General features: G+C 45.3%; 15 protein-coding genes, 5 pseudogenes and 3 riboswitches. Of the genes and pseudogenes, 6 read left to right on the plus strand and 14 right to left on the minus strand.

Annotated elements, in window-relative coordinates; translation table 11 throughout:
- Positions 1-30: 30 nt before the first annotated feature.
- Positions 31-886: pseudogene (gene dinD, locus DXA15_RS09325) on the minus strand (DNA damage-inducible protein D).
- 198 nt (positions 887-1084) lie between these two features.
- On the opposite strand from dinD, the gene DXA15_RS09330 reads away from it, so the two are divergent.
- Positions 1085-1996 carry an AraC family transcriptional regulator gene (locus DXA15_RS09330; protein ID WP_233567057.1) on the plus strand — a complete coding sequence of 304 codons (912 nt, stop codon included), beginning with the start codon at positions 1085-1087 and terminating at the stop codon, positions 1994-1996.
- 8 nt (positions 1997-2004) lie between these two features.
- On the opposite strand, the pseudogene DXA15_RS09335 reads toward DXA15_RS09330, so the two are convergent.
- The 12 genes and pseudogenes from DXA15_RS09335 to DXA15_RS09385 form a co-directional block, all read right to left on the minus strand.
- A pseudogene (locus DXA15_RS09335) lies at positions 2005-2333 on the minus strand (DUF2149 domain-containing protein).
- On the minus strand, positions 2317-2916 hold the full coding sequence (locus DXA15_RS09340) for a MotA/TolQ/ExbB proton channel family protein (protein ID WP_128133865.1): 600 nt from the start codon (positions 2914-2916) through the stop codon (positions 2317-2319). Before DXA15_RS09340 ends, DXA15_RS09335 begins: the two are co-directional and overlap by 17 nt.
- A gap of 28 nt (positions 2917-2944) precedes the next feature.
- Positions 2945-3499, minus strand: coding sequence for a hypothetical protein (locus DXA15_RS09345; RefSeq protein WP_128133866.1), 555 nt, complete (start codon positions 3497-3499; stop codon positions 2945-2947).
- A 3-nt stretch (positions 3500-3502) separates the two neighbouring features.
- A complete protein-coding gene (locus DXA15_RS27570) occupies positions 3503-4789 on the minus strand; it encodes a cobaltochelatase subunit CobN (protein WP_255419939.1) in 1287 nt (428 codons plus the stop codon).
- Positions 4764-7757, minus strand: a complete 2994-nt coding sequence (locus DXA15_RS27575; protein WP_255419940.1) for a cobaltochelatase subunit CobN — start codon at positions 7755-7757, stop codon at positions 4764-4766. The genes DXA15_RS27570 and DXA15_RS27575 overlap by 26 nt, the downstream gene beginning before the upstream one ends.
- Positions 7758-7850: 93 nt before the next feature.
- Complete coding sequence (locus DXA15_RS09355; protein WP_158579649.1) at positions 7851-8501, minus strand: HmuY family protein; 651 nt, start codon at positions 8499-8501, stop codon at positions 7851-7853.
- 36 nt (positions 8502-8537) lie between these two features.
- A complete protein-coding gene (locus tag DXA15_RS09360) occupies positions 8538-10766 on the minus strand; it encodes a TonB-dependent receptor (RefSeq protein WP_128133868.1) in 2229 nt (742 codons plus the stop codon).
- A 74-nt stretch (positions 10767-10840) separates the two neighbouring features.
- Positions 10841-11044, minus strand: a riboswitch (cobalamin riboswitch).
- Between the two features lie 646 nt (positions 11045-11690).
- On the minus strand, positions 11691-12191 hold the full coding sequence (gene nrdG, locus DXA15_RS09365; RefSeq protein WP_128133869.1) for an anaerobic ribonucleoside-triphosphate reductase activating protein: 501 nt from the start codon (positions 12189-12191) through the stop codon (positions 11691-11693).
- A 9-nt stretch (positions 12192-12200) separates the two neighbouring features.
- The gene (locus DXA15_RS09370) at positions 12201-14408 is read right to left on the minus strand and encodes an anaerobic ribonucleoside triphosphate reductase (RefSeq protein WP_007655665.1); all 2208 of its coding nucleotides are present in this window, start codon (positions 14406-14408) and stop codon (positions 12201-12203) included.
- A gap of 318 nt (positions 14409-14726) precedes the next feature.
- The gene (locus DXA15_RS09375) at positions 14727-15455 is read right to left on the minus strand and encodes a DUF6064 family protein (protein WP_128133870.1); all 729 of its coding nucleotides are present in this window, start codon (positions 15453-15455) and stop codon (positions 14727-14729) included.
- Between the two features lie 24 nt (positions 15456-15479).
- A pseudogene (locus DXA15_RS09380) lies at positions 15480-15967 on the minus strand (threonine/serine exporter family protein).
- A pseudogene (locus tag DXA15_RS09385) lies at positions 15964-16730 on the minus strand (threonine/serine exporter ThrE family protein). The pseudogenes DXA15_RS09380 and DXA15_RS09385 overlap by 4 nt, the downstream one beginning before the upstream one ends.
- 137 nt (positions 16731-16867) lie before the next feature.
- A riboswitch (cobalamin riboswitch) is annotated at positions 16868-17065 on the plus strand.
- Between the two features lie 58 nt (positions 17066-17123).
- On the opposite strand from DXA15_RS09385, the gene DXA15_RS09390 reads away from it, so the two are divergent.
- The 5 genes and pseudogenes from DXA15_RS09390 to DXA15_RS09410 all read left to right on the plus strand — a co-directional run bounded on the left by DXA15_RS09390 (position 17124) and on the right by DXA15_RS09410 (position 23097).
- Positions 17124-17339, plus strand: coding sequence for a cysteine-rich CWC family protein (locus tag DXA15_RS09390; RefSeq protein WP_128133871.1), 216 nt, complete (start codon positions 17124-17126; stop codon positions 17337-17339).
- A gap of 1 nt (position 17340) precedes the next feature.
- The gene (gene accC / locus DXA15_RS09395; protein ID WP_128133872.1) at positions 17341-18855 is read left to right on the plus strand and encodes an acetyl-CoA carboxylase biotin carboxylase subunit; all 1515 of its coding nucleotides are present in this window, start codon (positions 17341-17343) and stop codon (positions 18853-18855) included.
- Positions 18856-18892: 37 nt separating this feature from the next.
- On the plus strand, positions 18893-19414 hold the full coding sequence (locus DXA15_RS09400; RefSeq protein WP_128133873.1) for a biotin/lipoyl-containing protein: 522 nt from the start codon (positions 18893-18895) through the stop codon (positions 19412-19414).
- Position 19415: 1 nt separating this feature from the next.
- Positions 19416-20947 (plus strand): annotated as a pseudogene (locus DXA15_RS09405) (acyl-CoA carboxylase subunit beta).
- A 154-nt stretch (positions 20948-21101) separates the two neighbouring features.
- Positions 21102-21299, plus strand: a riboswitch (cobalamin riboswitch).
- A gap of 121 nt (positions 21300-21420) precedes the next feature.
- Positions 21421-23097 carry a putative transporter gene (locus tag DXA15_RS09410; protein WP_128133874.1) on the plus strand — a complete coding sequence of 559 codons (1677 nt, stop codon included), beginning with the start codon at positions 21421-21423 and terminating at the stop codon, positions 23095-23097.
- A 112-nt stretch (positions 23098-23209) separates the two neighbouring features.
- Here DXA15_RS09410 and DXA15_RS09415 read toward each other — a convergent pair whose 3' ends face one another.
- On the minus strand, positions 23210-24067 hold the full coding sequence (locus DXA15_RS09415) for a F0F1 ATP synthase subunit gamma (protein WP_128133875.1): 858 nt from the start codon (positions 24065-24067) through the stop codon (positions 23210-23212).
- Positions 24068-24074: the final 7 nt, after the last annotated feature.

Consider the following 24074-nt stretch of genomic DNA (forward strand, 5'->3'; position numbering starts at 1 on the left):
CATTTTGCTGACGTCAGCAAAATGGTTTCGTTATAACATACTCTTTACTGTGTTATTTTTTTTCTTCTTGGAGTCGTTTAGCTTCTTGGCGTCTCCTTTCAGGCGCTTTTCTACCTTTTTTATATCTTCTCCGGCTGGGAACTGTTCGGGAAAGATACCTCTGTTAATCAGCATATCTCTTACTGCCAGATTATTATCTACGTGTTCGTTTTCGATAGGGGTTTGTCCGTACAAATCTTTTTGCTGTACATTCACAGATGTCATTTCCGCGGCAAAGTCCTTTGCTTTTATGCTGATTGTTGGCAGGAAATCGGCAAGTGGGCGACTGTCCGGTACACCTAACTTGCGTTTTAACAGTTTAGTATCGATGCGGAACAGAGCTTTGTCTCCCTTTGAGCGTATTGTGGCAAAGCCTTTACTGTCGATACCTCTTTCGTATAAAACACCGGAAAGTAACTTCTCTGTTTCTGCTAATTTGGTGCGGGCGTTGATGCGTTCGAAGTCTAATAAGCGCTGTTCTACAAGCTCTGCATGGCGAGTTTGAACGGCAAAATAGTTTTGGGCAAAAGCGATTTCGGGTTTTCGGGGATCTCCGTTTTGGGCGATCAAATAGCAGGCATAGCGCGTAAGGAGGATGTTATCTATCTCTCTTTCAGCGCCTTTTCCTAGATTTATCATTTCCCACGTGGGGAAAATGATACTCTATAATTTCTCCTGCATTTTTACACGCTTCTTCTGCTTTGTCAATTACATTTATGAATTTCTCCCATTTAGTGTAACCTAGTAATTTTTGCAATTCTCGTGCACTCCAACATTCGACTCCGTTATAATCACAGACAATACTTTCGAATCGCGTGAATAACTCTTTGATTTCTTCTGTTTTCATAGTTACAGTTTTTATTATGATTTCTGCAAATATAAGAATTAGTATCTGATAAAAATAGGATTCGTGATATATTTTTATTTTATATTCCCCTGTTTTTCAATGCTAGAAGTAGGATTTATCATTTTGCTGACGTCAGCAAAATGGTCGGGATTGCTTTCAGATATATTTCTTATCTTTGCCGTTCATAGAAAATTATTCATGGAACAATCCGTTTTGCAGTTAACTATTGAGGACTTGCTTTCTTTTGGTATGAATTCCAAGTCCTATCAAGATAAATTGATTATTGTAGAATTTAGTGGCGGCGACCATAAGAATCCGGGATTCAAGGAAGGGGCTTCCATCCGGTTGGATGCATTTTCTATTTTTCTGGTCCGGCAGGGAGAGATTGATATTACGATAGATGATTTTACCTATCATTTGTCGGATAACCTGCTGTTGGATATTATGGATATGCATTCGGTAAAGGACTTCCGTATTTCTCCTGATTTCAGGGGATACCACCTGATTATCGAGCGAAACCTGTTTTCGGAGATTATGCTGAACAGCCGCCGTATGCCCGCTGCCTATATCGCTTCCCGGCATAGCCGCCCGATACAGAAACTGAATGAGGAAGAAGGCGTCTTGCTGGAAAAGTGCCTGCACCGTATCGAACGGAATATCGAACGTACGGAACATGCCTGGCAACGGGATATTATCATGAATGAACTTCGCGGTTTTCTGCTGGAAATGAATAATATCGTTTATCAGGCTAACCGCGGAAATGTCAGTCCGAATCCTCCCAGCCGCGATTTGCTGTTGTTCCTGTTCATCCAGTTGCTGAACAAACATTGCCGTACGGAACATTCCGTCTCTTTCTATGCCGGCGAATTATGTATTACTCCCGAATATCTTTCACGCATTATGAAAAGTTTTAGTGGAAAAACAGTCAACCAATGGATTAGCGAGGCGCTGATACGTGAATCCGAGATTTTGTTACGTAATCCGGACCTTACAATCCAACAGGTTGCAGATATGCTGAACTTTTCCGACCAGTCTTCGTTCGGAAAGTTCTTCAAAAAGCACCGGGATATTTCACCGTTGGCATTCAAACGGCAATATGCAAAAGACTAGAAAGAACATTATTCCGGGACATAAATAATCTCCCCGTTTTCCAGTTCGTAAGCGATGCCGACTTTGCGGCCTTTCTTCCCTTCCGATTCCTGGTTTTCGGAAGGGGTATACCGTTGGATGGATTCTCCCTTCTTAGTGATTATCTCCATGTTTTCTTTCCCCGGATTCTTAACTAATGAAAAGTCTTCTTTGGAGAAAAGTTCCGTCATATTGAAACGGGTGACAAGCGCTACCATCAGGGCTACGGCAAATACCATGCTACATCGAAAAGATTGGCAACCACGCCCATCGGGTCGGAATCTCCGTCCGAATGAAGTAACCTATTTCGCTGTGCCATGATGCAGGTTTTTATAGATATATTCCAAATCGTTCATATCACGTGCATACCATCGCTGTTTTATTTGCAGGGTAACTACACCGATTGCGGCAATAACCATGCCGACTACGGTGGTGGCAAACGCGACCTGCATATTGTAAGCCATAGATGCAATATCGCCGGTAGAAAGTCCGACCAGCGCCGGTCCCATCGGAATCAGTGTCCCCATAAGTCCCAGCATAGGGCCTAATTTGATAAAGCTACGCGAGCGTCCCAGCTCTTTTTCCGCTTCTACTTCGTAATTGGCTAGCAGGCGTTCGCAGTAAGGGCTATTTTCCTTGTGGCTGTAGAGCTTTTGCAGGCAACGCAGCAACGGAATGTTTTTGTTTTCGGGCAATTGACGGCAAAGTTCTTCTGCATTGCCGGGTGTCATTTCTTCAAGCATATTGTTTATTTGCTGCTGCAAACGTGTTTTCTGCCAGAATTCTCCGAAAAAACCTCCGGCCATTAGGATGGCACGAATGAAAAATAGTAGTAACAGTACCACTACAGGCACCAGCAATCCATTCGATATCCAGAATAAAGCATTTGAGATAGATGTCATATCCGTGTGTTTTTTATTAATTTCCATTCTAGGTGGCGATAATTCCCAGCAGAATGATAAAAAGGTTCGTAATAAATAGCAATTCCAATCGCAGGCTGTTGTCGCCCAGAAATTTTTTCAGGAACCAACCGCAACCAATCACGCCTACCCCTGTGACTGTAGCAAAGCACCACGCCACAGTGCGGAAGTCTGTTCCCGGAAAAGCAAAGATTGTCTGGGTGAGTGTATAGGCCAGTACCACAGAGATAAGTATTCCCGGATAATAGGTAAGCAGACGGGTCAGGTTACGTTTGAAAAACGTATCATGCTGCCGTAAACCGGCGAAACAATCGAAACAGAAAGCAATCATAACCGTTGATTCCAGTGTTATCATAACAGCCGCATCCTGCATTCGTTCCGGAGAGGCCAGAAAGTCGGCTATCTGTGTTTTTGACTGTTCCGTAGCCCAGGGCCAGATTGCCAGGACAAAAAGGCTGCACCCCAGACCGGCAGCGAGTATCCCGTAGAACGATTCATAGAAACCTATTTTCAACAGGAAATTCAGGGTGATGAATCCGAGTAATATGCCTATAACATACTCCATCCGTTACTTTTTTCTCCGTTTCAGGATAAAAACCAACATGACGAATAAGGCCATAACCGTAACGCCGATTAATATACCATCCAATGTCTGGCTTTCCGTTTGAGGCTGTTGTGTCAGTTGGTCTTTTTTCAGAACGACTTGTTGTCCGGTTTCTACTAAAGCCTCTTTTATTGCAGTGATATTCCGCTGATATGTGCGGGCTTGTTCTGTGGAGGTATGGGAGGCGATAAACTCTTTCAGTTTGTCATTGTCGCAGACAAATCCTGTGCAGGCCGGTTTGAATTCGTTGACCAGGTTCGTATGCAGTTCGGCTATTTGCTGCAATTGTTCGTTTGTCGCTTTCCAGTATCCTTTGCGGGCGGTTTCGAGCATGACGGCAGTCATTTCTTCGAGGGCGGCTGGACTTTCTTTCCGGAAGAAGTTATGTATTCCCAGTTGCTGCTCGTCGAGGACATACATTTTATACAGGTCATCCCACAATTCATTGTCGATGGTGGAAGGTTTCATTACATTCCAGCCATAGGTGTTACGGAATGTCTTGGAGAAATTCTCAGCCGTTGTCGCTCCGCCTTTCATCTTTTCTTTGATGTATTCCGGGTTAAGCAGGGTTGTACGACTTTCTACTCCGATTGCTTCCTGCAGGTTTTGCAGGCGGATATTATGGCGGTTGCGGTAATCGGACAGATAAGCCTCCGGGTCTTTGCCGGTGACATTACGTACGGAGAGATTCAATCCTCCCATAAATTCATACATATGGTCCAGGCTTAAAGCCCCCCAGGTGTTGCTCTGACGTGGTTGCATCACAACATCGGTGTTTTGCAGGGCAACTTCGAACAGGTCTTTGACGACTTCTCCCCATTTATCAGGATCACCGTAAATGGCTCCCATATTGTTCAGATAAGTGTCTGCAATCTGCGACTCTTTTTCCCAAGCATCCCCTTTTTCTACGAGTCCGGTGATACCGGTTCCGTAGCCGCCGTTTACGGCACCGAATATGCGCATCGTCGACAGTTCGCGGGCCTCTTTGGGGGATATGCCTTTTTCAACCAGTCGTTTTTCCGATTCGACGGTGCCTTCAGCTACATAGTTGCCATATTGGTCCCCTTCCGATTTAGCGGCCATGGCTACCGCCTTACTCAACATTGCCAGACGGGAGGCGGCCAGGTCGCGGAGTTGTCCGGAAGTCTGGACGACAATGTCGATACGCGGACGTTTTAATTCCTCAGAAGGAATCAGGCGGATATCGGTAACACGCCCCATGCCGTCACGTACCGGCTCTACTCCCAGCATATAGAGGCTTGTGCCAGGGTGGCGCCTCGGTCTCGATAAATTCGCCGGCCCAGAAAGTATAGCTGACCTTTCGAGGCCAGTCTTCGTGTTTCTTGAAATAAGTGTGCAAAGTAGCTTCAGCCAATGCTTTTCCGTTGTCCCAGGCACGTGTGCCGGGTGTTGCTTCGGCATTGATGGAGTACATGTTCCGTCCGGTTGGCAGGGTGTTGGGCGAGAGAACCACATCACCACCGGGACTGGGGGCGATATAGCCTCCGTTCAGGGCATGCAAGAAACCTTGTAGTTCCGATTCCGGGGATGATTCGAGTAATTGTTTGTAACTGAGTACGTTTTTCAGTGTACGTTCGATTTCCAGAACGGCGAAAGAAAAGTCTTTCTCTTCCTGCGGTACTTCCGGCAGAACGGCTTTTTTTCCTTCTTTTTTTGCCTGTTTACGGGCTTCGATTCGTTTTTTTACCCAGTCCGGCATTTTACCTACTTTAGGAATGCCAGCCGGCATTTTCATGCCTCCGCTTTCGTCGCTTTTACCGGAATTGTCATTCTCGTCGCCGGCGGCCATTGCCATCATTTCACTCATGGATAACTGGCGGGGATTGACGGCCATATCAGTAGCACGTGCCTTCATCAGGTCGGCGCGGCTCAGTGAGGCAAAATCCTGCATCAGCCGTTCCGGATTTTGTACCGGCGAAGCGAGCAGCTGTTTCAGCTTACTTTTGACCGGGGTGAGGTAGCGACGGGAAATATAGGTGTTGTTTTCCAGTTGTTTGCGGGTGATCTTTCCGTTCAGAGCATCCAAGCGTGCCAGGCTGTATGCCAACGGGTCAGCCGACATGGCTATCACGGTCGATTCGATATCTTCCGGGGTGTAAGTCTGTCCGAGTGTATAAAGTCGCCCGGTCATCTTCTCATTGGCAATTTCTTCGGCGAAGTTTTCGATACGTTCTATCTCTTCTGCCGTGTAGGGCTTATTGGCGATGCTGTCGAGTTGTAAGTCCCTTTGTAATCCCAGTTTTAATACGGAGGCTTTTATTTTCAGACCAATCTCCTGCTGTTTGCTCTCCGGTGCCTGATACCAGGCATCGATGTCGCTGAACAAGCCGGAGAAACGTCCCCGTGTACGACTTCCCATGAACGGAGGCGTAAGATGCGATAGCATGACGGCATGCGTACGCCGTTTGGCGATGATCGCTTCACCTACATTGGCAATACTGTAATAGTAGAAATGAGGCAGGCTGCCTATCAGGCAATCCGGCCAGTCCCTATTGGATAATCCTGCCTGTTTGCCTGGGGTGAACTCCAAACTACCGTGTGTCCCGAAATGGATCAGGGCATCTGCTTTAAATTCATTTTGCACCCAAAGATAAGGAGCCAGATAAGCATGTGGCGGTGCTACGCTTGCTCCATGTACGATTTGGAACTCGTCATCCCCTTCGGCAGCATGTGGTTGAGGAAATAATACGACATTTCCGAATTGCAGGCGTGCGATAGCCAGCGAAGGTTCTCCGTCCCGTGTTGTACTCAGGTAATCGCCCGGCGCTTCGCCATATTTGTCGACAACCTCCTTATATTTTTCGGGGACGAGCGTCTGGCTAGCCCACTGTTCATATGTACTTTTACTAACCCATAACGGATTCCCGTTTTTCATGAAATCGTCCTGTGCCCCTTTGGCATAAGCTCCCAATACGGCTCCCTGTTTCTTTAGCAATTGGTTGAAACTGTCGAAGGTGTCGGGCAGTCCGTCTACCTGGTAACCTTCCTGTTTCAGCCGTTTCAGCAATTCGTAAAGAGAGGGAGCTACTTCCAGCCCGGCGGCTACGAGTGATGCTTGTCCGGCTGCTTTGAAATAACAGATTGCCAGGCGTTTCTCTTTATTGGGTTTATTGCGCAGTTGCAGGTAGTTTTTTACATTTTGTGTAAAGTTATCCAGGCGTTCACTCTCCGCATCAAACATAAAATAGCCGTTTGGATGCTGGTTCTGTGTAGAGATAACGAGCGGATCGATGCCTCCGTCTATTTCGGGAAGAACGATGCGTGCAGTCAGATAACCGCCGGTTACGCCTTTGTTCTTGTCATCGCTCAGCCATTCGTCGCGACTCAGCATGATGGAAAGCGGACAGAAGAGCGGGATATTGTTTTCTGTCAGCCACTCTACAGTCTTGTCACCGCCCAGCCGTCCCATCGGCAGGTAAACGACGGCATCCGGATGTACACTTTCCATCAGTTCCTGGCGTCGGGCAGCAGAGGCAATCGGATAGACATTGAAACCTGCATCCGTCAGTCGGGTGATCAGACTGTCGATATAACTCCGGTTGCCTTCCAGCGGTGAGGTCATACCTGAAACGAAGGCGATACGCGGGGCATTCTCTTTATATAGTTTCTTTTCGCGAAGGTGGTTGGTCAGTTCGTCGGCTGTCCGGAAGAACACACCCTCTTCCAGGTGGAAAAAAATGTCGGAAGGAATCAATAACGGTTCCCCGGCTTTTGTCTGGAAAAGTTTTCGGCTGTCGAACGTGCTGCGGATATAATATAGCATGTTCCGGTAGTTCTTGCGGCTTCGGTTGTTATAATAAATATCTAGTTGCTGTTCTTGTAAACTGTCTACATGGTGGTTGTTGATGGAGCCGGAGGAGAAGACAAAGGTGTATACGGCAGTTCCTTTCTTTCCGGCGATCTCGATATTTTCTGTCTGTTCTTCCGTCAGGCGCAACCCCGGTCCGAAAAGGAGGATGGCATCGTAGCTTTTGAGCGATGACGCATCTTCGGCCTTGACTTCTTTCACTTTTATCAAGCGGCTGTCGTTGGCCATCGCGATGTTGGATACTTGATAGGAGGGGAAGTTCACCAACGCAATCTTGGTGGGTGATAACAACAGGCTATAAAAAGCATATAAGCCGAGTACCAGCAAAAGTGCCAGCCCGGCTTTCCATCCTGCGGATTTGTGTTGACAGAGGAATTGAATAACAGACATACTTATATAAAAATTGGCAAAGGGAAGGGAGAGTGGAAAGAGTGTGATGTGTGTCTGATGTATCTCCCTTCCTTTGCGTTGATTAACTAATTACTATTTAAACGGATATATGTATTCAAAAGTGGGGTGACCTGAAACACCTTTATCGTCTTTGTATTGTTTAAATATTAATTTGGCATAATGTTTTCCATCTGCTGTTCTAATAATAAATACATTATTATTTGGAAACCAAGTGTTTATCATGTAATTATACCAGGTCCATGAATAATATTCTTCATACCCGGGTGCCTGAAAAGCCGTGTTGAGTGAGTGTTCCTCAAATTTGCTCATAATCAACATCATTTTTTCTTTTGAGTCAGCAATGAAACCGCTTGTCGGAACTGTAGTTACAGCATCGAATGTTGTTTGTTTTGTGTCCAATGCTCCTCCTTGTCCGTTGCCGGAAGTACCGCTGTTGGTGCGTACATAAAAACGTTGGAATGCGATATCCCAGGTTTGGTCTTTAGCAGCATTTGCTTTGTCTATTACTACACTGTCTCCTTTTTCAAAAGAAAAATAACACCAATCATCAGGATTGGTACTGGTTGCATGAACCGTGAAAGATTTAGCCTCTGCCGGAACTTCCGGTTCCTCTTTCTCATCGTCACTACAAGCAATGAATCCGGAAGAAAGCAAACACAATGTAACAAGTACCATGATCTGTTTTAGACCGGATACTGAAAATTTAAAATTACTCGTTTTCATAAAATGATTAAAATTTATAATGTTCATAATCGCATATTAGAATTTGAAAATAACGGAGCCGAAAACACGACGTCCCGAATCGTAAGTTGTAAAGTTGACAGGATCGGTGTAATTGAAAATATTTTGTACGCCAGCCGTTAACAGCAAGTTCATATATTTGTGTTTCCAGATACTGTATTGTACGGTCAGTTTCCACAAACTGTAGGCATCCTGCGGACTGTCAACCATTTGCTGGGTGGTTTCTCCGGTTTCGGGATCTGTTATAGTCTTTTCGCGGAAATTGATTTTCTTTGAAGTCCATCTTCCGGCAACAGAAACCGTCGTTTCCCGTTTGAACAAATCGAACATAAACATGGCATTACAGTTGAGTGCATGTTTAGTGTTTCCTGTCAATTGCAATCCGGTCGCTTTATCCTGAGCATCTGTAAAGTCATAAGTCCCTTGCAGATTTACCCATTGGAACGGTTTATAAGTGAGGGAGATTTCGGCACCCCGGATACGGGCGTTATCTACATTTCTGTATCGCAGTTGTGCTTCCTGGCCTCCACCGGGCAGATCGACAATAACGTTATACGACTGTATCTTGTCTTTAATATCATTTTGATAAATTTCTCCGCTTATATTCAATTTATTGAATGTGTATTCGGCAGAAAAAGAATAATAATTGGAATGTTCGGCTTTTAAATCCGGGTTTCCTATATTGTGGGATACCGATCCCATCTGAAAATCAGAAAATAATTCAGTTGCATCCGGAGCCTTGAATCCTTTGCTGTAACCGGCACGTAAACGGAGATTTCCGGGTGAGTACATGACGTTGACTTTCGGTGTATAGGCATCTCCGAAAACAGAATGATGCGTATAACGGAAACCACCGATAATATCGAGTTCCGGGATAACTTTCCAGTCCAGTTGTACAAATCCGTTGATATCGTTTACCTTGCGGGTTTTCAGATTTTCACCGTATTGTTTGACATTATAATCTTTATTCCAATTGAACTCAATGCCGCCTATTCCCTGCAGATTATCGAGTGGGGTATAAATATCCGTCAGACGCAGAGTCTGTACATTGGATGTGGCATTTTTACCAATTGAATCCAGCTTTTCAAAAACTGTACGACGGATGTAAAAGTCTCCATAGTAAACCCCTTTCAACAGATTTTTTTCTCCCAATTGCTGCTCTATACCGGCACGGAATGTTTTGTTAAAACTCTTGTAATGGGTTACTTCATCGCTTAATTTCGGATTTTTTTCTTCATTAAGGAAGAAATCGGCCGATGCGTTTATCTTCGTGTGATTATATTCCCATCCCAGTTTTTCGGATATTGTCATATTGGCCGACGGGTTCTGGGTATAGTTTCCCGGTGAATCGGGAGTCAGGTCATACCCGTCTGTCGAGTTCCGGTTGAATAATGTCTGCGATGTAAAATTCTTGTATTTGGTACCAAAGGCTGCATCCATCAGAAGCTCATTGTAGCGTGAATAGCGTACTTTGGCCCATCCTTCTGCTGGACGTTCGGGTGTTTTCGTGATGATATTAATGATCATACCGATTGCACTGGAACCATACAATGCTGAGGCTGCGCCTTTTACAACTTCTATCTGTTTGATATTGGATGTACTCAGCCGCTCGAAATCAATCGGACCACCGGGTGTATTGGACAGGCGCTCGCCATCTACCAGTATGAGTATATATTTGTTCTCAAGTCCCTGGATGCGAATATTGTCGCCGCGCGGGTCACTATTGAACTGTAATCCGGGAATTGTAAACTCCAACGCGTCCATGATGTTTTCAAAATCATTGCGTTGTAGTTGTGAGGCCGGGATCAGTTTGGTCAGTACGGGAGAGTTTTTGATGAGTTTTTCTGTGCGCGTCCCGGTAACGACCACCTCGTTTAGGTCGAATATCCCTGCATTCATTTGGATATTCATCTGTTTGGCGGCTCCGTTGGCATCGATTTTGATGCGTTGTTCCATGTATCCGGTGGAACGGACCAATAAATTATAACTTTTGCCTTCGATTAGTTCCAGCCGGAAACGACCGTCTGCGTCACAGGCGGTGCCAATCAATGTTCCGGGAACATTGATTGTAGCCATAGGTATACCTTCTCCTGTTTCGGAGTCAATGATTTTGCCGGTCAACACACAAATGCCGGTTTGTACCTGTTCTTTATCCGGTGTATCAGTAGCCAGTGTTTCTGCAAATGTTGTTGCAGGTGTCAGCACACACACCGAAAGTAAAGACATAGCAATACCTTTCAGTCTCATATAAGTAAGCAAATAAGTTGGAAGAATTTGTTTTGAAATTCCGCCTTGTTAATCCCTGCTTTTTATCCCGAAAGCACGAATACAATTGATCAGGCAGGTTTTCTGACTTTCCCGGCTTTGCAAAGCTTCCCGACTTTCGTCAGTGGCATGGAGTTGCAAGCATTTCCGGCAGTCACCGGAACGGGATTACAGCAACGGGCATTGTTCCGGACTTTCACCGGATTCCCTCTCATCACTTGCAGAATGCATTGTGATTCACCTTAATCCGCTGCAAAAGTAGTAAAGTATTTTTGAATACAAATAATATTTATTCATTAAAAAATCTTTCTGTCAGAAAAGTCACAGGGAAATTAATTGATTATCAAAATGATATTTATGTGTGGGGTGGATGGTTTGTACGGGTGGCGGGAATGTTGGTTTGTTTTTATGAGCCTCTCGTGAGGTTTCTTTTGCTCGTTGTGTCTTGATTATTGTGATAACTTTAGCAGAATGTTGCATATTGTTTATGAACTATAGCTGATCTGTTATGTTTTCTGTTGTTATGTTGATATATTGCTATTCGCTGCAGATGCTGATTTTTGGTTGTTCTGGAAATGAAAACTGCCTAAAAACATGTAATTTTCTCTTTTAATAGTACTGATAGTTGTATTGCGGATGTCTTAATTAACAAATTTTTAGTCTAAAAAAGGCGCAATTTCTACTAAAACAAAATTTTATCTCGTTTTAAACGAATTAAATTTTGTTTTAAACAAATTCGAACTTCGTTTAAAACGAGATAAAAAGTAGCTATTGGATAGTCTATGTGTTAATAAATGTGTAGTGAGCCTTTCTGGAATGACTAAATGAAAAATAAGTCTGTTCTCATTTAAGGTTGTTATCTGTCATAATGTTTGTATATGTCTTATTCTTTTGTCGTTTTGCTTTTTATATAAACGGGTTATAATTATAGAAAACGACTTTATTTTCTTTCAGTGATTTTTTGACATCGATCAATCGCTGGTTACTGCTGCCTCGGAACAGGAGGCTTTCGTCATGGAGGGCTTGTTTGAATTTGCCGTCTACCAGAACGTCTACATATTGAAGCAGTGCGGCCTGTTTCGGGTTTTCCAGCAGTTTCTCAAATGTATATCCGGTGTAACACCAGATGTTTTTCTGGCTTTTTTCTTTGATGGCTCGTGCCAGCTTGGTGAATTCTTCCGGCTGAAACATCGGGTCGCCCCCGCTGAAAGTTACATCTGCAAAATCGTCTGCGAGGACCTTTTCCAGTATCTCTTCAGTAGGAACAGGTCGGCCCTTATTGATATCCCACGATTCAGGGTTATGGCAACCCGGACACTGGTTTGGGCAGCCGGCAGCGTAGATAGCGGTCCGGAATCCCGGACCGTCTACAGTCGTATCTTCTATAATATCAATAATCGATAACATCGTATTTTTCTAATTATGAATAATTCTGTCATTCAACTCCGCTAACTTGGCATTGTTCCAGCGATCGGTTGTACCTACCAGATAGCCGGTGATGCGTTGTAGTTTGTCCAGATGTTTGCTGCCGCATTTGGGGCATTCGTCCAGATGGTTGGCTGCGTTTTCGTAGCCACAATCCAGACAGCGGTTGCGGTTATGGTTTACCGAGCCGTAGCCGATATTGTATTTATCCATCATGTCGACCACCTTCATGATCACTTCCGGGTTGTGGGTGGCGTCGCCGTCTATTTCCACATAAAAGATATGGCCGCCGCCTGTCAGTGCGTGGTAAGGGGCTTCTACTTCTGCTTTATGGCGGGCGCTACATTTGTAATATACCGGGACATGGTTGGAATTCGTGTAATAATCTCGGTCGGTAATACCGGGTAACGGTCCGAATTTTTTGCGGTCTCTAGCGGTAAACTTACCGGAAAGTCCTTCTGCCGGAGTTGCCAGTACACTGTAATTATGCTGATAACGTTCCGAGAACTGGTTTACACGGTCGCGCATATAAGTCACGATCCGTAATCCCAGTTCCTGTGAGGCTGCATCTTCGCCGTGATGTTTGCCGGTCAGGGCAACCAGGCATTCTGCCAGTCCGATGAATCCGATTCCTAGTGTGCCCTGGTTGATGACCGGGGCAATTGTATCGGTCGGTTTCAGTTTCTCGCTGCCCAGCCATAAAGAGGACATCAGCAGTGGGAACTGTTTGGCATAAGCCGTTTTCTGAAATTCCATACGTTCATGAAGTTGAAGGGCCGTGGTTTCCAGCATTTCATCCAGCTTTGCGAAGAAACGGGCAATCCGCTCTTCCTTATTTTCAATGTCCATGCATTCGATTGCCAGACGTACGATGTTGATCGTCGAGAACGACAGGTTGCCGCGTCCGATAGATGTTTTCGGTCCGAAACGGTTTTCGAATACGCGGGTACGGCATCCCATGGTTGCCACTTCGTATTTGTAACGTTCGGGATCGTCGGCTCTCCAGTCTTCATGCTGATTGAATGTGGCATCCAGGTTCAGGAAGTTCGGGAAGAAGCGGCGGGCTGTCACTTTGCAGGCCAGTTCATACAGGTCATAGTTCCGGTCTTCCGGCAGATAACTTACGCCCCGTTTCTTTTTCCATATCTGAATCGGGAAAATGGCAGTTTCGCCGTTGCCGACACCCCGGTATGTGCTTTTCAGCAATTCACGGATAATGCAGCGGCCTTCGGCGGACGTATCCGTTCCATAGTTGATGGAGCTGAATACCACCTGGTTACCACCGCGTGAATGGATCGTGTTCATGTTGTGGATGAAAGCCTCCATGGACTGATGAACGCGGCTGACGGTTTTATTGATAGCATGCTGTACGAGTCGTTTGTCTCCGGTCAGGCCATCCAGCGGACGGGTTACATAATCGTCTATTTCTTTATTATAAAGGTGTGAATAGTCTACGCCATTCAGATCTTCCAGATTTTTGACTTCTTCGATATAGCTGTTACGCACATAAGGTGCCAGGTAAAAATCGAAAGCCGGGATCGCCTGTCCGCCATGCATCTCATTTTGTGCAGTTTCTAAAGAGATACATCCCAGGATACTTGCCGTTTCGATACGTTTGGCGGGGCGCGATTCACCGTGTCCGGCCGAGAATCCATATTTAAGGATGCGGTCCAGCGGATGCTGTACGCAAGTCAGGCTCTTGGTCGGGTAATAATCTTTATCATGAATATGCAGGTAATTGTTGGCAACCGCCTCTTTTACCTCTTCGCTCAACAGGTAATCGTCAACGAACGGTTTGGTCGTCTCACTGGAAAATTTCATCATCATACCTGCGGGGGTATCTGCGTTCATATTTGCATTTTCGCGGGTAATGTCGTTCGACTTGATATTGATGATTTCCAGGAACATATCGCGGGTTTTTGCTTTACGGGCAACACTGCGCTGATTGCGGTAGGCAATGTATTTCTGAGCCACATCCTTGCGGCTACTGTTCATTAGTTCCAGTTCGACAGCGTCCTGAATCGCTTCGACTGTCATTTGCGGTTCTCCTTTGAATGAAATATGATCCGTGATCTGGCGGATCAACTGCAAATCTTCTCCATTTTCCGTATGCAGCATCGCTTTACGGATCGCCGTTACTATTTTTTCCTCATTAAATCCGACGATACGTCCATCCCTTTTGATAACTGTCTGAATCATGATAATTGTATTGGTGTATTACTTTTTATTCTTCTGCAAAGGTATGCTCAATTATTATATGGTTTTCTTTTTGGAAAACTTTTAACGGGTTAAATTATGTCAAACTCTTGTAAATCAGATATGATATTTGTAAAAATGGAAAACTTTGAAGGTTTTGATGATAAAAAGTTTTCCCAAAAAAGGCTGTTTGGTGATAATGGGGTATAATGTGAAATGTATCAATTGTTTGTGCAAAAAAACAGAAAAAACAGGGGCGATTCCGGTCGATCGCCCTGTCTGTTGATGGTACGAAATATCTATAATTGCTTATTCGGATTGCTATTTGTCTTTCAGTAATTCGATAAACATGGTTGTCGTCAGTAATATCCCAATGGCAACGCAGACCAGGATAAGTAATAAGTTTACATATTTCGCATTCGGCTTCGAGCCGGTGTGCAGGTTGTTGGCGAAATATTCTTTGAAGAAAAGATATAACGCCGGGACGGAAGCACTGGCCAGCAGGAAATCTTCCGGGATATTGAAGTAATATGTTTTCGACAAGCCGATCAGCGACCAGTGTGTCAGAAACAGGACTATGAACATGTTGATATTCTTAGAGAAGAACAACAGGAGTCCGATGGTGAAAACAACGACCGAACAAGGCATGACCGGCGAAGTCATTTCCGGGAAAGTCAGTCCCCGTACCATCGATATCAGCGGATAGATAAACGGCATGGCAAACAGGAAGTACGCCAACCAGTCATATTTGCGGGTACGTTCGAAAGTAGTGTATCCTGACAAGGCATCCCATCCCCATAGTATCGCCATGATCGCCCAGAATAAGGCCATCACTTCGTTGTAGCTGCGCTCGGCACAGTAGATGTAGTAGTAGATGACCGATATCCACAGATAGACGGCAATCAGATAGATTTTCATTCCGTTCTTTACCCACGGCTGAGGGTTGCGGGTCAGCAGGACGGTCAATATTATCCCGATCAGGATAATTCCCAGTTGCCATTCCCAGGTTGCTGCATTGTAGAGTCCTATCGTTTTCCAGAAAATTTCCATAGAGTTATTCGTATGCTGATGATTTTATTTGCGTCGTGTTAATGAAAAAGCCTTACCCGGCAGGAGGAAGATCGGCAGTGTCGCACCGACCGTCAGCATGAAGATCGCGGTGAAGGTAACGAAACCGTTCGACATGAACATTTCAATATATTTCGCTTTCTGTACCGGTTCGTCCATCGTCTGGAGGAACATGATCAGCGAGAAAACCATGTTGTAGGCAAATTTGCTGGGATCATCGGCAATAAAGCCGGGATATAAAGCACTGTCATCGGGCAGTAAATCCTGCCTCCCAGCCACAAACTTCCGAATCCGATCACCAATGCCCCGAACAGGGAGGCGGTAGCGATATCCACCCCGAAGAAAGTCATCAGGCAGAATCGGCAGGCATGGCCTACGGCAGCCAGCAAGGCAATGTAAGGAAACGCTCGCATAGGTGGGTCGGAAATCGCACCGAAACCAATACCTGCAATGGCTGCAAAAAGTCCGTCTAAAAGAATATCCAATACTATCATATCAAATTGTTTTTTACCATCATTAATGTGAAAGAAAGCCCGATCGCGATACAGATAATCAGCATCAGCGCATTGACCAGCCGGGCAAAACCGGTCAGTATATACCCTTCGACAATGTCGATAACCCCATTGATCAGCGGTACGCCCGGTATCAGGAACAGGACGCTCGTTGCCAGTGCAATGTCCGAGGTCGTGTCGAATATCAACGCTGTAGAGGCACAAAGCGATGCAATAAAGGCCGATACCACGAAAATTATGTAATGATTGAATTTCCGGATCTGCATCTGTTGTTTCAGGAAAAAACCGGTGATAGTCGCAGAAAAGACAATCCCCATCGAGGTAATGTCTCCCCCGAACAGGCGGCAGAAAGAGGCATTGGCAAAGCTACCAGTATCAGAACGAAAAGCGGATCGATATGCGGGCTGGCGATAATCTCCTCATATTTATCTTTTAATTCTTCCAACGGCAAATGTTTGTCATACGTTTCCCAACTCAGAGCGCTCAGTTTGGCGTTCTTCTCGAAACTTATCGGAAGAGCGGGGATATCGATCACCTCGCTGTATGTTTCTTTCGTATCATTGTCGGAGATCGTCAGAATAATATTTTTCTGAAAAATGCTGATTTTAACATCAGCGCCATATGCTTCTCCTATTCGTTTGGAACTCCGGACTACCCGGGATGTGTGTACCCCGCATCCCATCATATGGGCGGAGTACTCTGCGATGAATTTGGCTACGGGTAGCAAAGATTCATTTCTACTCATGTCGTACTTTTTATATATGAACCGGATTCTATTCCGGAATGTTTCTTTTTGCTGGCGGAAAAACGGGCGATAAACCTAAACCGGGGCGCAAAAGTATAAAAAACTTATTTTATATCATTGTTTTGTCTTTTATTTTTGTAGTTTTGCACCGAAATGGTTCTGTATTTTTGATTCTGGAAATACAGATTAAAAGGGAATCGGGTGTAAATCCCGGACAGTCCCGCTGCTGTGAAGCTCTAATAACATCCTGAAAATAACTTATGCCACTGACATGTGTCGGGAAGGCTTCAGGATGGGAGTCAGTCAGAAGACCTGCCGTTCGTTAAAGGCTCATATCCTCGTGGGTTAGGATACGGGTTCGAAATGATTGTTTATTCTAAATTTATCAGATTTATGGAGAAAGATTGTCCGCGTTGTGGGGGCTCTTTTGTTTGTCGGGTAGATGATATATCCGCCTGTCATTGTGTGCCTGTGAAATTGGATGAACTCCAGCTTGCTTATGTGAAGGTCCATTATCCGGGATGTTTGTGCAACTCCTGTTTGAATGAGATCAAGAAATATTTCTATGCCTGTGAGGTGAATCCCCGTTATAAACATTTAAAGCATTGATATGATACGGAAGATATTAATTGCAAACCGTGGCGAGATCGCCGTACGTGTGATGCGTTCCTGCCGGGAGATGGGAATACAGTCTGTGGCTGTTTTTTCGGAAGCCGACCGGGCGGCACGGCATGTACTTTATGCTGATGAGGCCTGCCTGATAGGGCCTGCCGCATCAAAAGATAGTTATCTGGATATAGAAAAGATTATCCAAGCGGCGAAAATTCATAAAGCCGATGCCATTCATCCCGGTTATGGTTTCCTTTCGGAAAATGCGGCTTTTGCCCGCAGATGTAAAGAGGAAAATATTATTTTTATTGGCCCGGCTGCTGAGACGATGGAGGCGATGGGCGATAAGATATCAGCCCGTAAGCGGATGATCGAGGCCGGTGTACCGGTTGTTCCGGGAACGCAACAACCGTTGCAGGATGCTGCCGAAGCCGTTCGGATATGTAAGGAAATCGGTTTCCCCGTTATGCTGAAAGCCTCTATGGGAGGCGGAGGAAAAGGGATGCGACTGATCTATAAAGAAGAAGATGTGGTGGAGGCTTATCATTCTGCCCGCTCGGAATCGTTATCGTCTTTTGGTGACGACACAGTTTATCTGGAGAAATTCGTGGAGGAACCTCATCATATCGAATTTCAGGTATTGGGTGACAATCACGGGAATGTAATCCATCTTTGTGAACGTGAATGTTCCGTTCAACGCCGTAATCAGAAAATCGTGGAGGAAAGTCCATCTCCGTTCATCACTCCCGAGTTAAGAAAAAATATGGGTGAAAAGGCTGTTGCTGCGGCAAAAGCTGTCAACTATTCAGGTGCTGGTACCATTGAGTTTTTGGTGGACAAACATCGGAATTTTTATTTTCTGGAAATGAATACGCGTCTCCAAGTGGAGCATCCGATTACCGAGGAAGTTTTAGGCGTCGATCTGGTAAAAGAACAGATCCGGGTGGCTAACAACGAAACGCTCCATATCCGCCAGGAGGAGATCGTCCAGCGCGGACATGCCATTGAATGCCGTATCTGTGCAGAAGATACAGAAGCCGGTTTTATGCCTTCTCCCGGTGTCATTAAACAATTGACAGAGCCGAACGGCATCGGTGTCCGTGTAGACAGTTATGTGTATGAAGGATATGAAATACCGGTTTATTACGACCCGATGATCGGAAAACTGATCGTTTGGGCGACAACGCGCCAATATGCGATCGAACGCATGCGGCGGGTATTGCATGAGTATAAGATTACCGGGTTGAAAACGAATATCGGTTACTTACGTCGGATTATGGATACATCCGACTTTGTGCAGGGAAAGTATGATACTTCTTTTATTGAAAAAAATGCCGGACAATTGCAACATCCCGTAGAAGAGGGTGGAACAGAGACTGAAAATATAGCTATGATCGCTGCCTATATAGATTATCTGGTCAATCTGGAGGAAAACAGATCCGGTCAGGCTTCCGACAATCGTCCGATCAGCCGCTGGCGTGAATTCGGATTACAAAAAGGAGTCCTGCGTATTTAATAATCGGCACATTAGCACTATTGAATAATTATTATTTATGGAAATACATATTGGAAAAAGAGTTGCGGATGTTTCGTTGGTCAGTAAAGATGGAAACAAAGTCCGGTTGACTATTGACGGTATCCCTTATGAAGTCGATGTCGTAATGGCCGAAAATGGCGCCTGTTCTATTTTGCACAACGGTGTTTCGTATAATGCAGAACTGATCCGCGGAGAAAGTGGTAAAAACTATACGGTGAATACCCATTTCCTCTCTTATGGTGTGGATATTGTTGATACGCAGGTGAAATATTTGCGTATGCGCAGGAATAGCGAAGAGCGGCAGGACAATAAGATTATTTCTCCGATGCCCGGCAAGGTGGTGAAGGTTGCTGTTCAGAAAGGCGACCGTCTCGAACCTGGCGATATTGTCGTAGTGATCGAAGCAATGAAGATGCAGAGTAATTATAAGGTAAGTTCGGCCTGCACGGTACGCGATGTGCAGGTAAAGGAAGGGGATTCGGTGACGAGCAACCAGGTCCTTCTGACTTTGGATATAATAACAGACAAAGAGGATTAAAATGGGAAAAGAACATTTATATAAAACGTTTGAAGAACTGGATAAGGCTGCTTCGTTGGGAGGCGGTATGGCACGTATAGAGAAACAGCATGAAGCCGGACGTATGACTGCCCGTGAACGTATTGACATGTTACTGGATAAGGGTACATTTGTCGAACTGGATAAGTTTGTCATTCACCGTTGTACCAATTTCGGTATGGAAAAGAACAAAATAGCGGGTGACGGGATCGTTTCGGGGTATGGCAAGATAGACGGACGCCAAGTGTTTGTCTATGCTTATGACTTTACCGCTTACGGAGGAACATTGAGCGGAACGAATGCCGCGAAGATCGTCAAGGTGCAACAACTGGCATTGAAAAACGGAGCGCCGGTAATTGCCCTGAATGATTCGGGTGGTGCCCGTATTCAGGAAGGGGTCAGCAGTCTGGCCGGATATGCTCCATTTTCTATCAGAATACGATGGCCTCGGGAGTGGTTCCGCAGATTTCTGCGATCCTCGGACCTTGTGCCGGAGGAGCCTGCTATTCGCCTGCGTTGACCGATTTTATTTTTATGGTGAAAGAAAAAAGCCATATGTTTATCACCGGTCCGGACGTGGTCAAGGCGGTTACCCATGAAGAAGTAGGAAAAGAAGAATTGGGCGGTGCTTATACACATAGTACCAAGAGCGGTGTTACTCATTTTATGTGTGATACGGAAGAAGAAACATTAATGAGTATCCGCGAATTACTCGGTTTTCTTCCGGCCAATAATATGGAAGATGCCCCACTTGTTCCTTGTACGGATGATATCCGCCGTGAAGAAGAATCGTTGCAGGAGGTGATTCCGGATGATCCGAATATTCCTTATGATATAAAGGATATTATTGAACCGGTGGTGGATAATCACTATTTCTTTGAGGTAATGCCGCATTTTGCAAAAAACATCGTAGTCGGTTTTGCCCGTTTAGGCGGACGTACGGTCGGTATCGTTGCCAACCAGCCGGCATTCCTGGCAGGTGTGCTGGATATCGATGCTTCGGATAAGGCGGCTCGTTTCATCCGTTTTTGCGATTGTTTCAATATTCCGCTGGTTACTTTTGAAGATGTACCCGGTTTTCTTCCGGGATGTACCCAGGAGCACGACGGTATTATCCGCCACGGCGCGAAGATCGTCTATGCTTATGCGGAAGCGACCGTACCTAAAATCACGTTGATTACCCGGAAAGCCTATGGCGGTGCTTATATCGTTATGTCGAGCAAACCGACCGGTGCCGATGTTAATCTGGCTTACCCAATGGCGGAGATTGCCGTTATGGGAGCAGAAGGGGCTGTTAATATCTTATATAGAAAAGCAACCGGAGAAGAGAAAGAGCGGGCTATGAAAGAGTATGCGGAAAACTTCTCTAATCCCTACCGGGCCGCTGAGCAAGGATTTATCGACGAGATTATCATGCCGCGGCAGACTCGTTTCAAGCTGATACAGGCGTTGGAGATGGCAAAGAACAAAAGCCAGAGCAATCCGCCGAAAAAACATGGCAATATGCCATTGTAACGATTTGATTTTGTTGTTAGAATTATGAATGGTAAATCCCTGTCGACCGTGAGGCTGGCAGGGATTTCTGCTTATGTCATAGTTTTATAAATAAACAGGAACGTAAAAGTTTAAAAAACTTGTATTTATCATATTGATTTTGTCTTTTATTTTGTAGCTTTGCCTCCGAATTGGTTTCGTGTTGTCTGTTCGGATGATACGGATTAAAAGGGAATCGGGTGTAAATCCCGGACAGTCCCGCTGCTGTGAAGCTCTAATAACATCCTGAAAACAACTTATGCCACTGACATGTGTCGGGAAGGCTTCAGGATGGGAGTCAGTCAGAAGACCTGCCGTTCGTTAAAGGCTGTTTTTCCTCGTGGGTTAGGGAAATGGTTCGAAAAGAATATTAATTCTAAATTGTATGAAAATCATGGAGAAGCTTTGTTCGCGTTGTGGCGTGGAGTTTTGCTGTGCCTCAAAAGTGATTGACTATGGAATGGATTCATGAATTATTATGGGGAGAAGGTATCGGACATTCCATCCTTTTACTGTCTCTGGTTATTGCCATAGGGATCCAACTTGGGAAAATCAAAGTATTTGGGATTTCTCTGGGGATAACCCTGGTATTGTTTGTCGGCATTCTACTGGGACATTTTGGGTTTACAATCAATCCGTCTGTCATTCATTTCTTTAAAGAGTTTGGATTGATCCTATTTGTTTATTCAGTCGGCATGCAGGTCGGACCCGGTTTTTTCTCTTCTTTTAAGAAAGGGGGGATGACTTTGAATGGTCTGGCTTGCGGAATTGTCTTTCTCGGGGTTATGATGGCCTTGGTGATACATTTTGTGACAGGAATCCCTATTCCGACGATGGTCGGTATTTTATCGGGTGCAGTGACAAATACACCGGGACTGGGGGCTGCTCAACAGGCATTTAGTGATATGACGGGGGCTTCCGATGATACGATTGCATTGGGATATGCCGTTGCTTATCCGCTGGGAGTCGTCGGTATCATCCTTTCCATGTTGTTTGTCCGGTATATTTTTCATATAAGTTTTGACCAGGAGACGAAAAAGCTGGAAGAAGAGAATAATGTGCATAATAGTGAGGCTACACCTATATCGCTGATAGTGAAGAATCCGGCTCTTTTTGGCAGGAAGATAATGGAGCTTGCCGCCCTGTTGGAGCATAGGGAATTTGTCATATCCCGTATTTGGCGTAACAAGACCAATAAAGTGGACATTGTTACCGGCAGTACGATTTTGGAAGAAGATGATAAAATATTCGTGATCACGACAGAACATGATGCGGAAACTATAAAAACCTTTATCGGTCAAGAGATAGAGATGGACCGTAAACAATGGATTCCCGCCGAAAGTGCTTTTGTCAGCCGCCGCATTTTGGTGACAAAGCCGGAACTGACGGGCACTAAACTGGGGGATTTGCAGTTACGCCGTTTGCATGGTATCAATGTCACACGTGTGAATCGTGCCGGAGTGGAACTGGTAGCAACACAAGGTTTGCAATTGCAGGTTGGCGACCGTGTAACCGTAGTTGGTAGTGAACTGGCTGTCGATAAGGTGAGTATGATATTGGGTAATTCGATGAAACGTCTGAATGAACCGAACCTGATTCCAATATTTATCGGTATCGCTTTAGGTATTATTCTGGGAAGTATTCCAATTAGTTTCCCAGGGATTCCTCAACCTATCAAGCTGGGTTTGGCAGGTGGTCCGTTGGTTGTCGCTATCCTGATCAGCCGTTTCGGATACCGTTATAAACTGGTTACTTATACTACCCAGAGTGCCAATCTGATGCTCCGGGAGATTGGTATAACCATGTTCCTGGCCTGTGTCGGGCTGAGTGCCGGGGATGGTTTTGTGGATACTATCGTGAATAAAGGCGGATTTGTCTGGATTGGTTACGGTTTTATTATAACAATGCTGCCTTTATTAGTCATCGGATTGATTGGCAGGCATTTTTTTAAACTGAATTACTATACGTTGATGGGATTGCTGGCCGGCAGTACGACGGATCCTCCCGCTTTGGCTTATGCGAATGCAACGGCGGGAAATGATGCTCCGGCAGTAGGTTATGCTACAGTTTATCCGTTGACAATGTTTTTACGTGTACTAACTGCCCAATTAATGATATTATTCTTCTATTAAGTATTAGATTTGGTTGTTAGAAATTGTTCAATAATAATTTTAAAGCCAGGAGCCCCGCCGAAGTGATTCGCCGGGGCTTCGATTTTTTATTGATTACTGATGATGTAAAAGATTATTGCCCGCTTCCTCCCATAATATCCAGCAATTCATTGGTGATGGCCTGCTGGCGGTTTTTGTTGTATTGCAACGTCAGTTCCTGGATCAGGTCGTTGGCGTTGTCGTTGGCTGTCTGCATGGCAAGCATGCGGGCGGCATGCTCGGAAGTGACAGTGTCGAGCAAGGTCGTGTAGATGTTCAGATGGAGCACTTTGGGGAGCAGTAAGGCAAGCAACTGTTCGGCAGACGGCTCCAGAATATAGTTGCTCGAAGCACTTTCCGAGTCTGCTTCCGGTAAGGAAACCGGGAGGAAAACCTTTTCGGTCAGTACCTGTTCCGCCATATTCTTGAAATGATGGTAGAGTAGTTCCACCCGGTCGACCTGGGCGGAGATATACAACTCCATCAAGGCAGTTGCCAGTCGCGAGGCATCCTCGTAGGCCGGTTTGTCGCCGATCGTAAGGAAGCTGTCATCGGTTTGATAACCAGCTTTATGCAGTTCGTCCGCCACCTTTTTACCAATCGGATAAATGCGCACGGTTATACCGTCCGCCTCATACTGGTGGAGACGGGCTGTTAACTCTTTCCATATGTTCGCATTGAAAGCGCCACACAACCCGCTGTTGGAGGAAAAAGCGACGATAGCCACCTGTTTCACCTCACGAACAGCTGCGTAGGGCGAACTCATATCGCTTTCAGCCGACAGTGTGCCCCTTAATATGGCGCTCAGCTTACTCTCGTATTCGAGCATATGTTCGACAATCGTCTGCGTATGATGCAGTTTGGCAGAAGACACCATCCTCATGGCGGAGGTGATCTTCTGCGTGTTTCTGATCGACGCAAGACGGATTTTTATCTCTTTCAGTGATGCCATAGTCTAA

The sequence above is a fragment of the Parabacteroides sp. AM58-2XD genome (assembly GCF_003463685.1).
Lineage (GTDB): Bacteria > Bacteroidota > Bacteroidia > Bacteroidales > Tannerellaceae > Parabacteroides > Parabacteroides segnis.

What these genes read in the sequence shown, in the direction of transcription:
- DXA15_RS09330 (WP_233567057.1), top strand. Translation starts at nt 1,085, where the DNA reads ATGGAACAATCCGTTTTGCAGTTAACTATTGAGGACTTGCTTTCTTTT.
- DXA15_RS09340 (WP_128133865.1), bottom strand. Translation starts at nt 2,916, where the DNA reads ATGACATCTATCTCAAATGCTTTATTCTGGATATCGAATGGATTGCTG.
- DXA15_RS09345 (WP_128133866.1), bottom strand. Translation starts at nt 3,499, where the DNA reads ATGGAGTATGTTATAGGCATATTACTCGGATTCATCACCCTGAATTTC.
- DXA15_RS27570 (WP_255419939.1), bottom strand. Translation starts at nt 4,789, where the DNA reads ATGCTGGGAGTAGAGCCGGTACGTGACGGCATGGGGCGTGTTACCGAT.
- DXA15_RS27575 (WP_255419940.1), bottom strand. Translation starts at nt 7,757, where the DNA reads ATGTCTGTTATTCAATTCCTCTGTCAACACAAATCCGCAGGATGGAAA.
- DXA15_RS09355 (WP_158579649.1), bottom strand. Translation starts at nt 8,501, where the DNA reads ATGAAAACGAGTAATTTTAAATTTTCAGTATCCGGTCTAAAACAGATC.
- DXA15_RS09360 (WP_128133868.1), bottom strand. Translation starts at nt 10,766, where the DNA reads ATGAGACTGAAAGGTATTGCTATGTCTTTACTTTCGGTGTGTGTGCTG.
- nrdG (WP_128133869.1), bottom strand. Translation starts at nt 12,191, where the DNA reads ATGTTATCGATTATTGATATTATAGAAGATACGACTGTAGACGGTCCG.
- DXA15_RS09370 (WP_007655665.1), bottom strand. Translation starts at nt 14,408, where the DNA reads ATGATTCAGACAGTTATCAAAAGGGATGGACGTATCGTCGGATTTAAT.
- DXA15_RS09375 (WP_128133870.1), bottom strand. Translation starts at nt 15,455, where the DNA reads ATGGAAATTTTCTGGAAAACGATAGGACTCTACAATGCAGCAACCTGG.
- DXA15_RS09390 (WP_128133871.1), top strand. Translation starts at nt 17,124, where the DNA reads ATGGAGAAAGATTGTCCGCGTTGTGGGGGCTCTTTTGTTTGTCGGGTA.
- accC (WP_128133872.1), top strand. Translation starts at nt 17,341, where the DNA reads ATGATACGGAAGATATTAATTGCAAACCGTGGCGAGATCGCCGTACGT.
- DXA15_RS09400 (WP_128133873.1), top strand. Translation starts at nt 18,893, where the DNA reads ATGGAAATACATATTGGAAAAAGAGTTGCGGATGTTTCGTTGGTCAGT.
- DXA15_RS09410 (WP_128133874.1), top strand. Translation starts at nt 21,421, where the DNA reads ATGGAATGGATTCATGAATTATTATGGGGAGAAGGTATCGGACATTCC.
- DXA15_RS09415 (WP_128133875.1), bottom strand. Translation starts at nt 24,067, where the DNA reads ATGGCATCACTGAAAGAGATAAAAATCCGTCTTGCGTCGATCAGAAAC.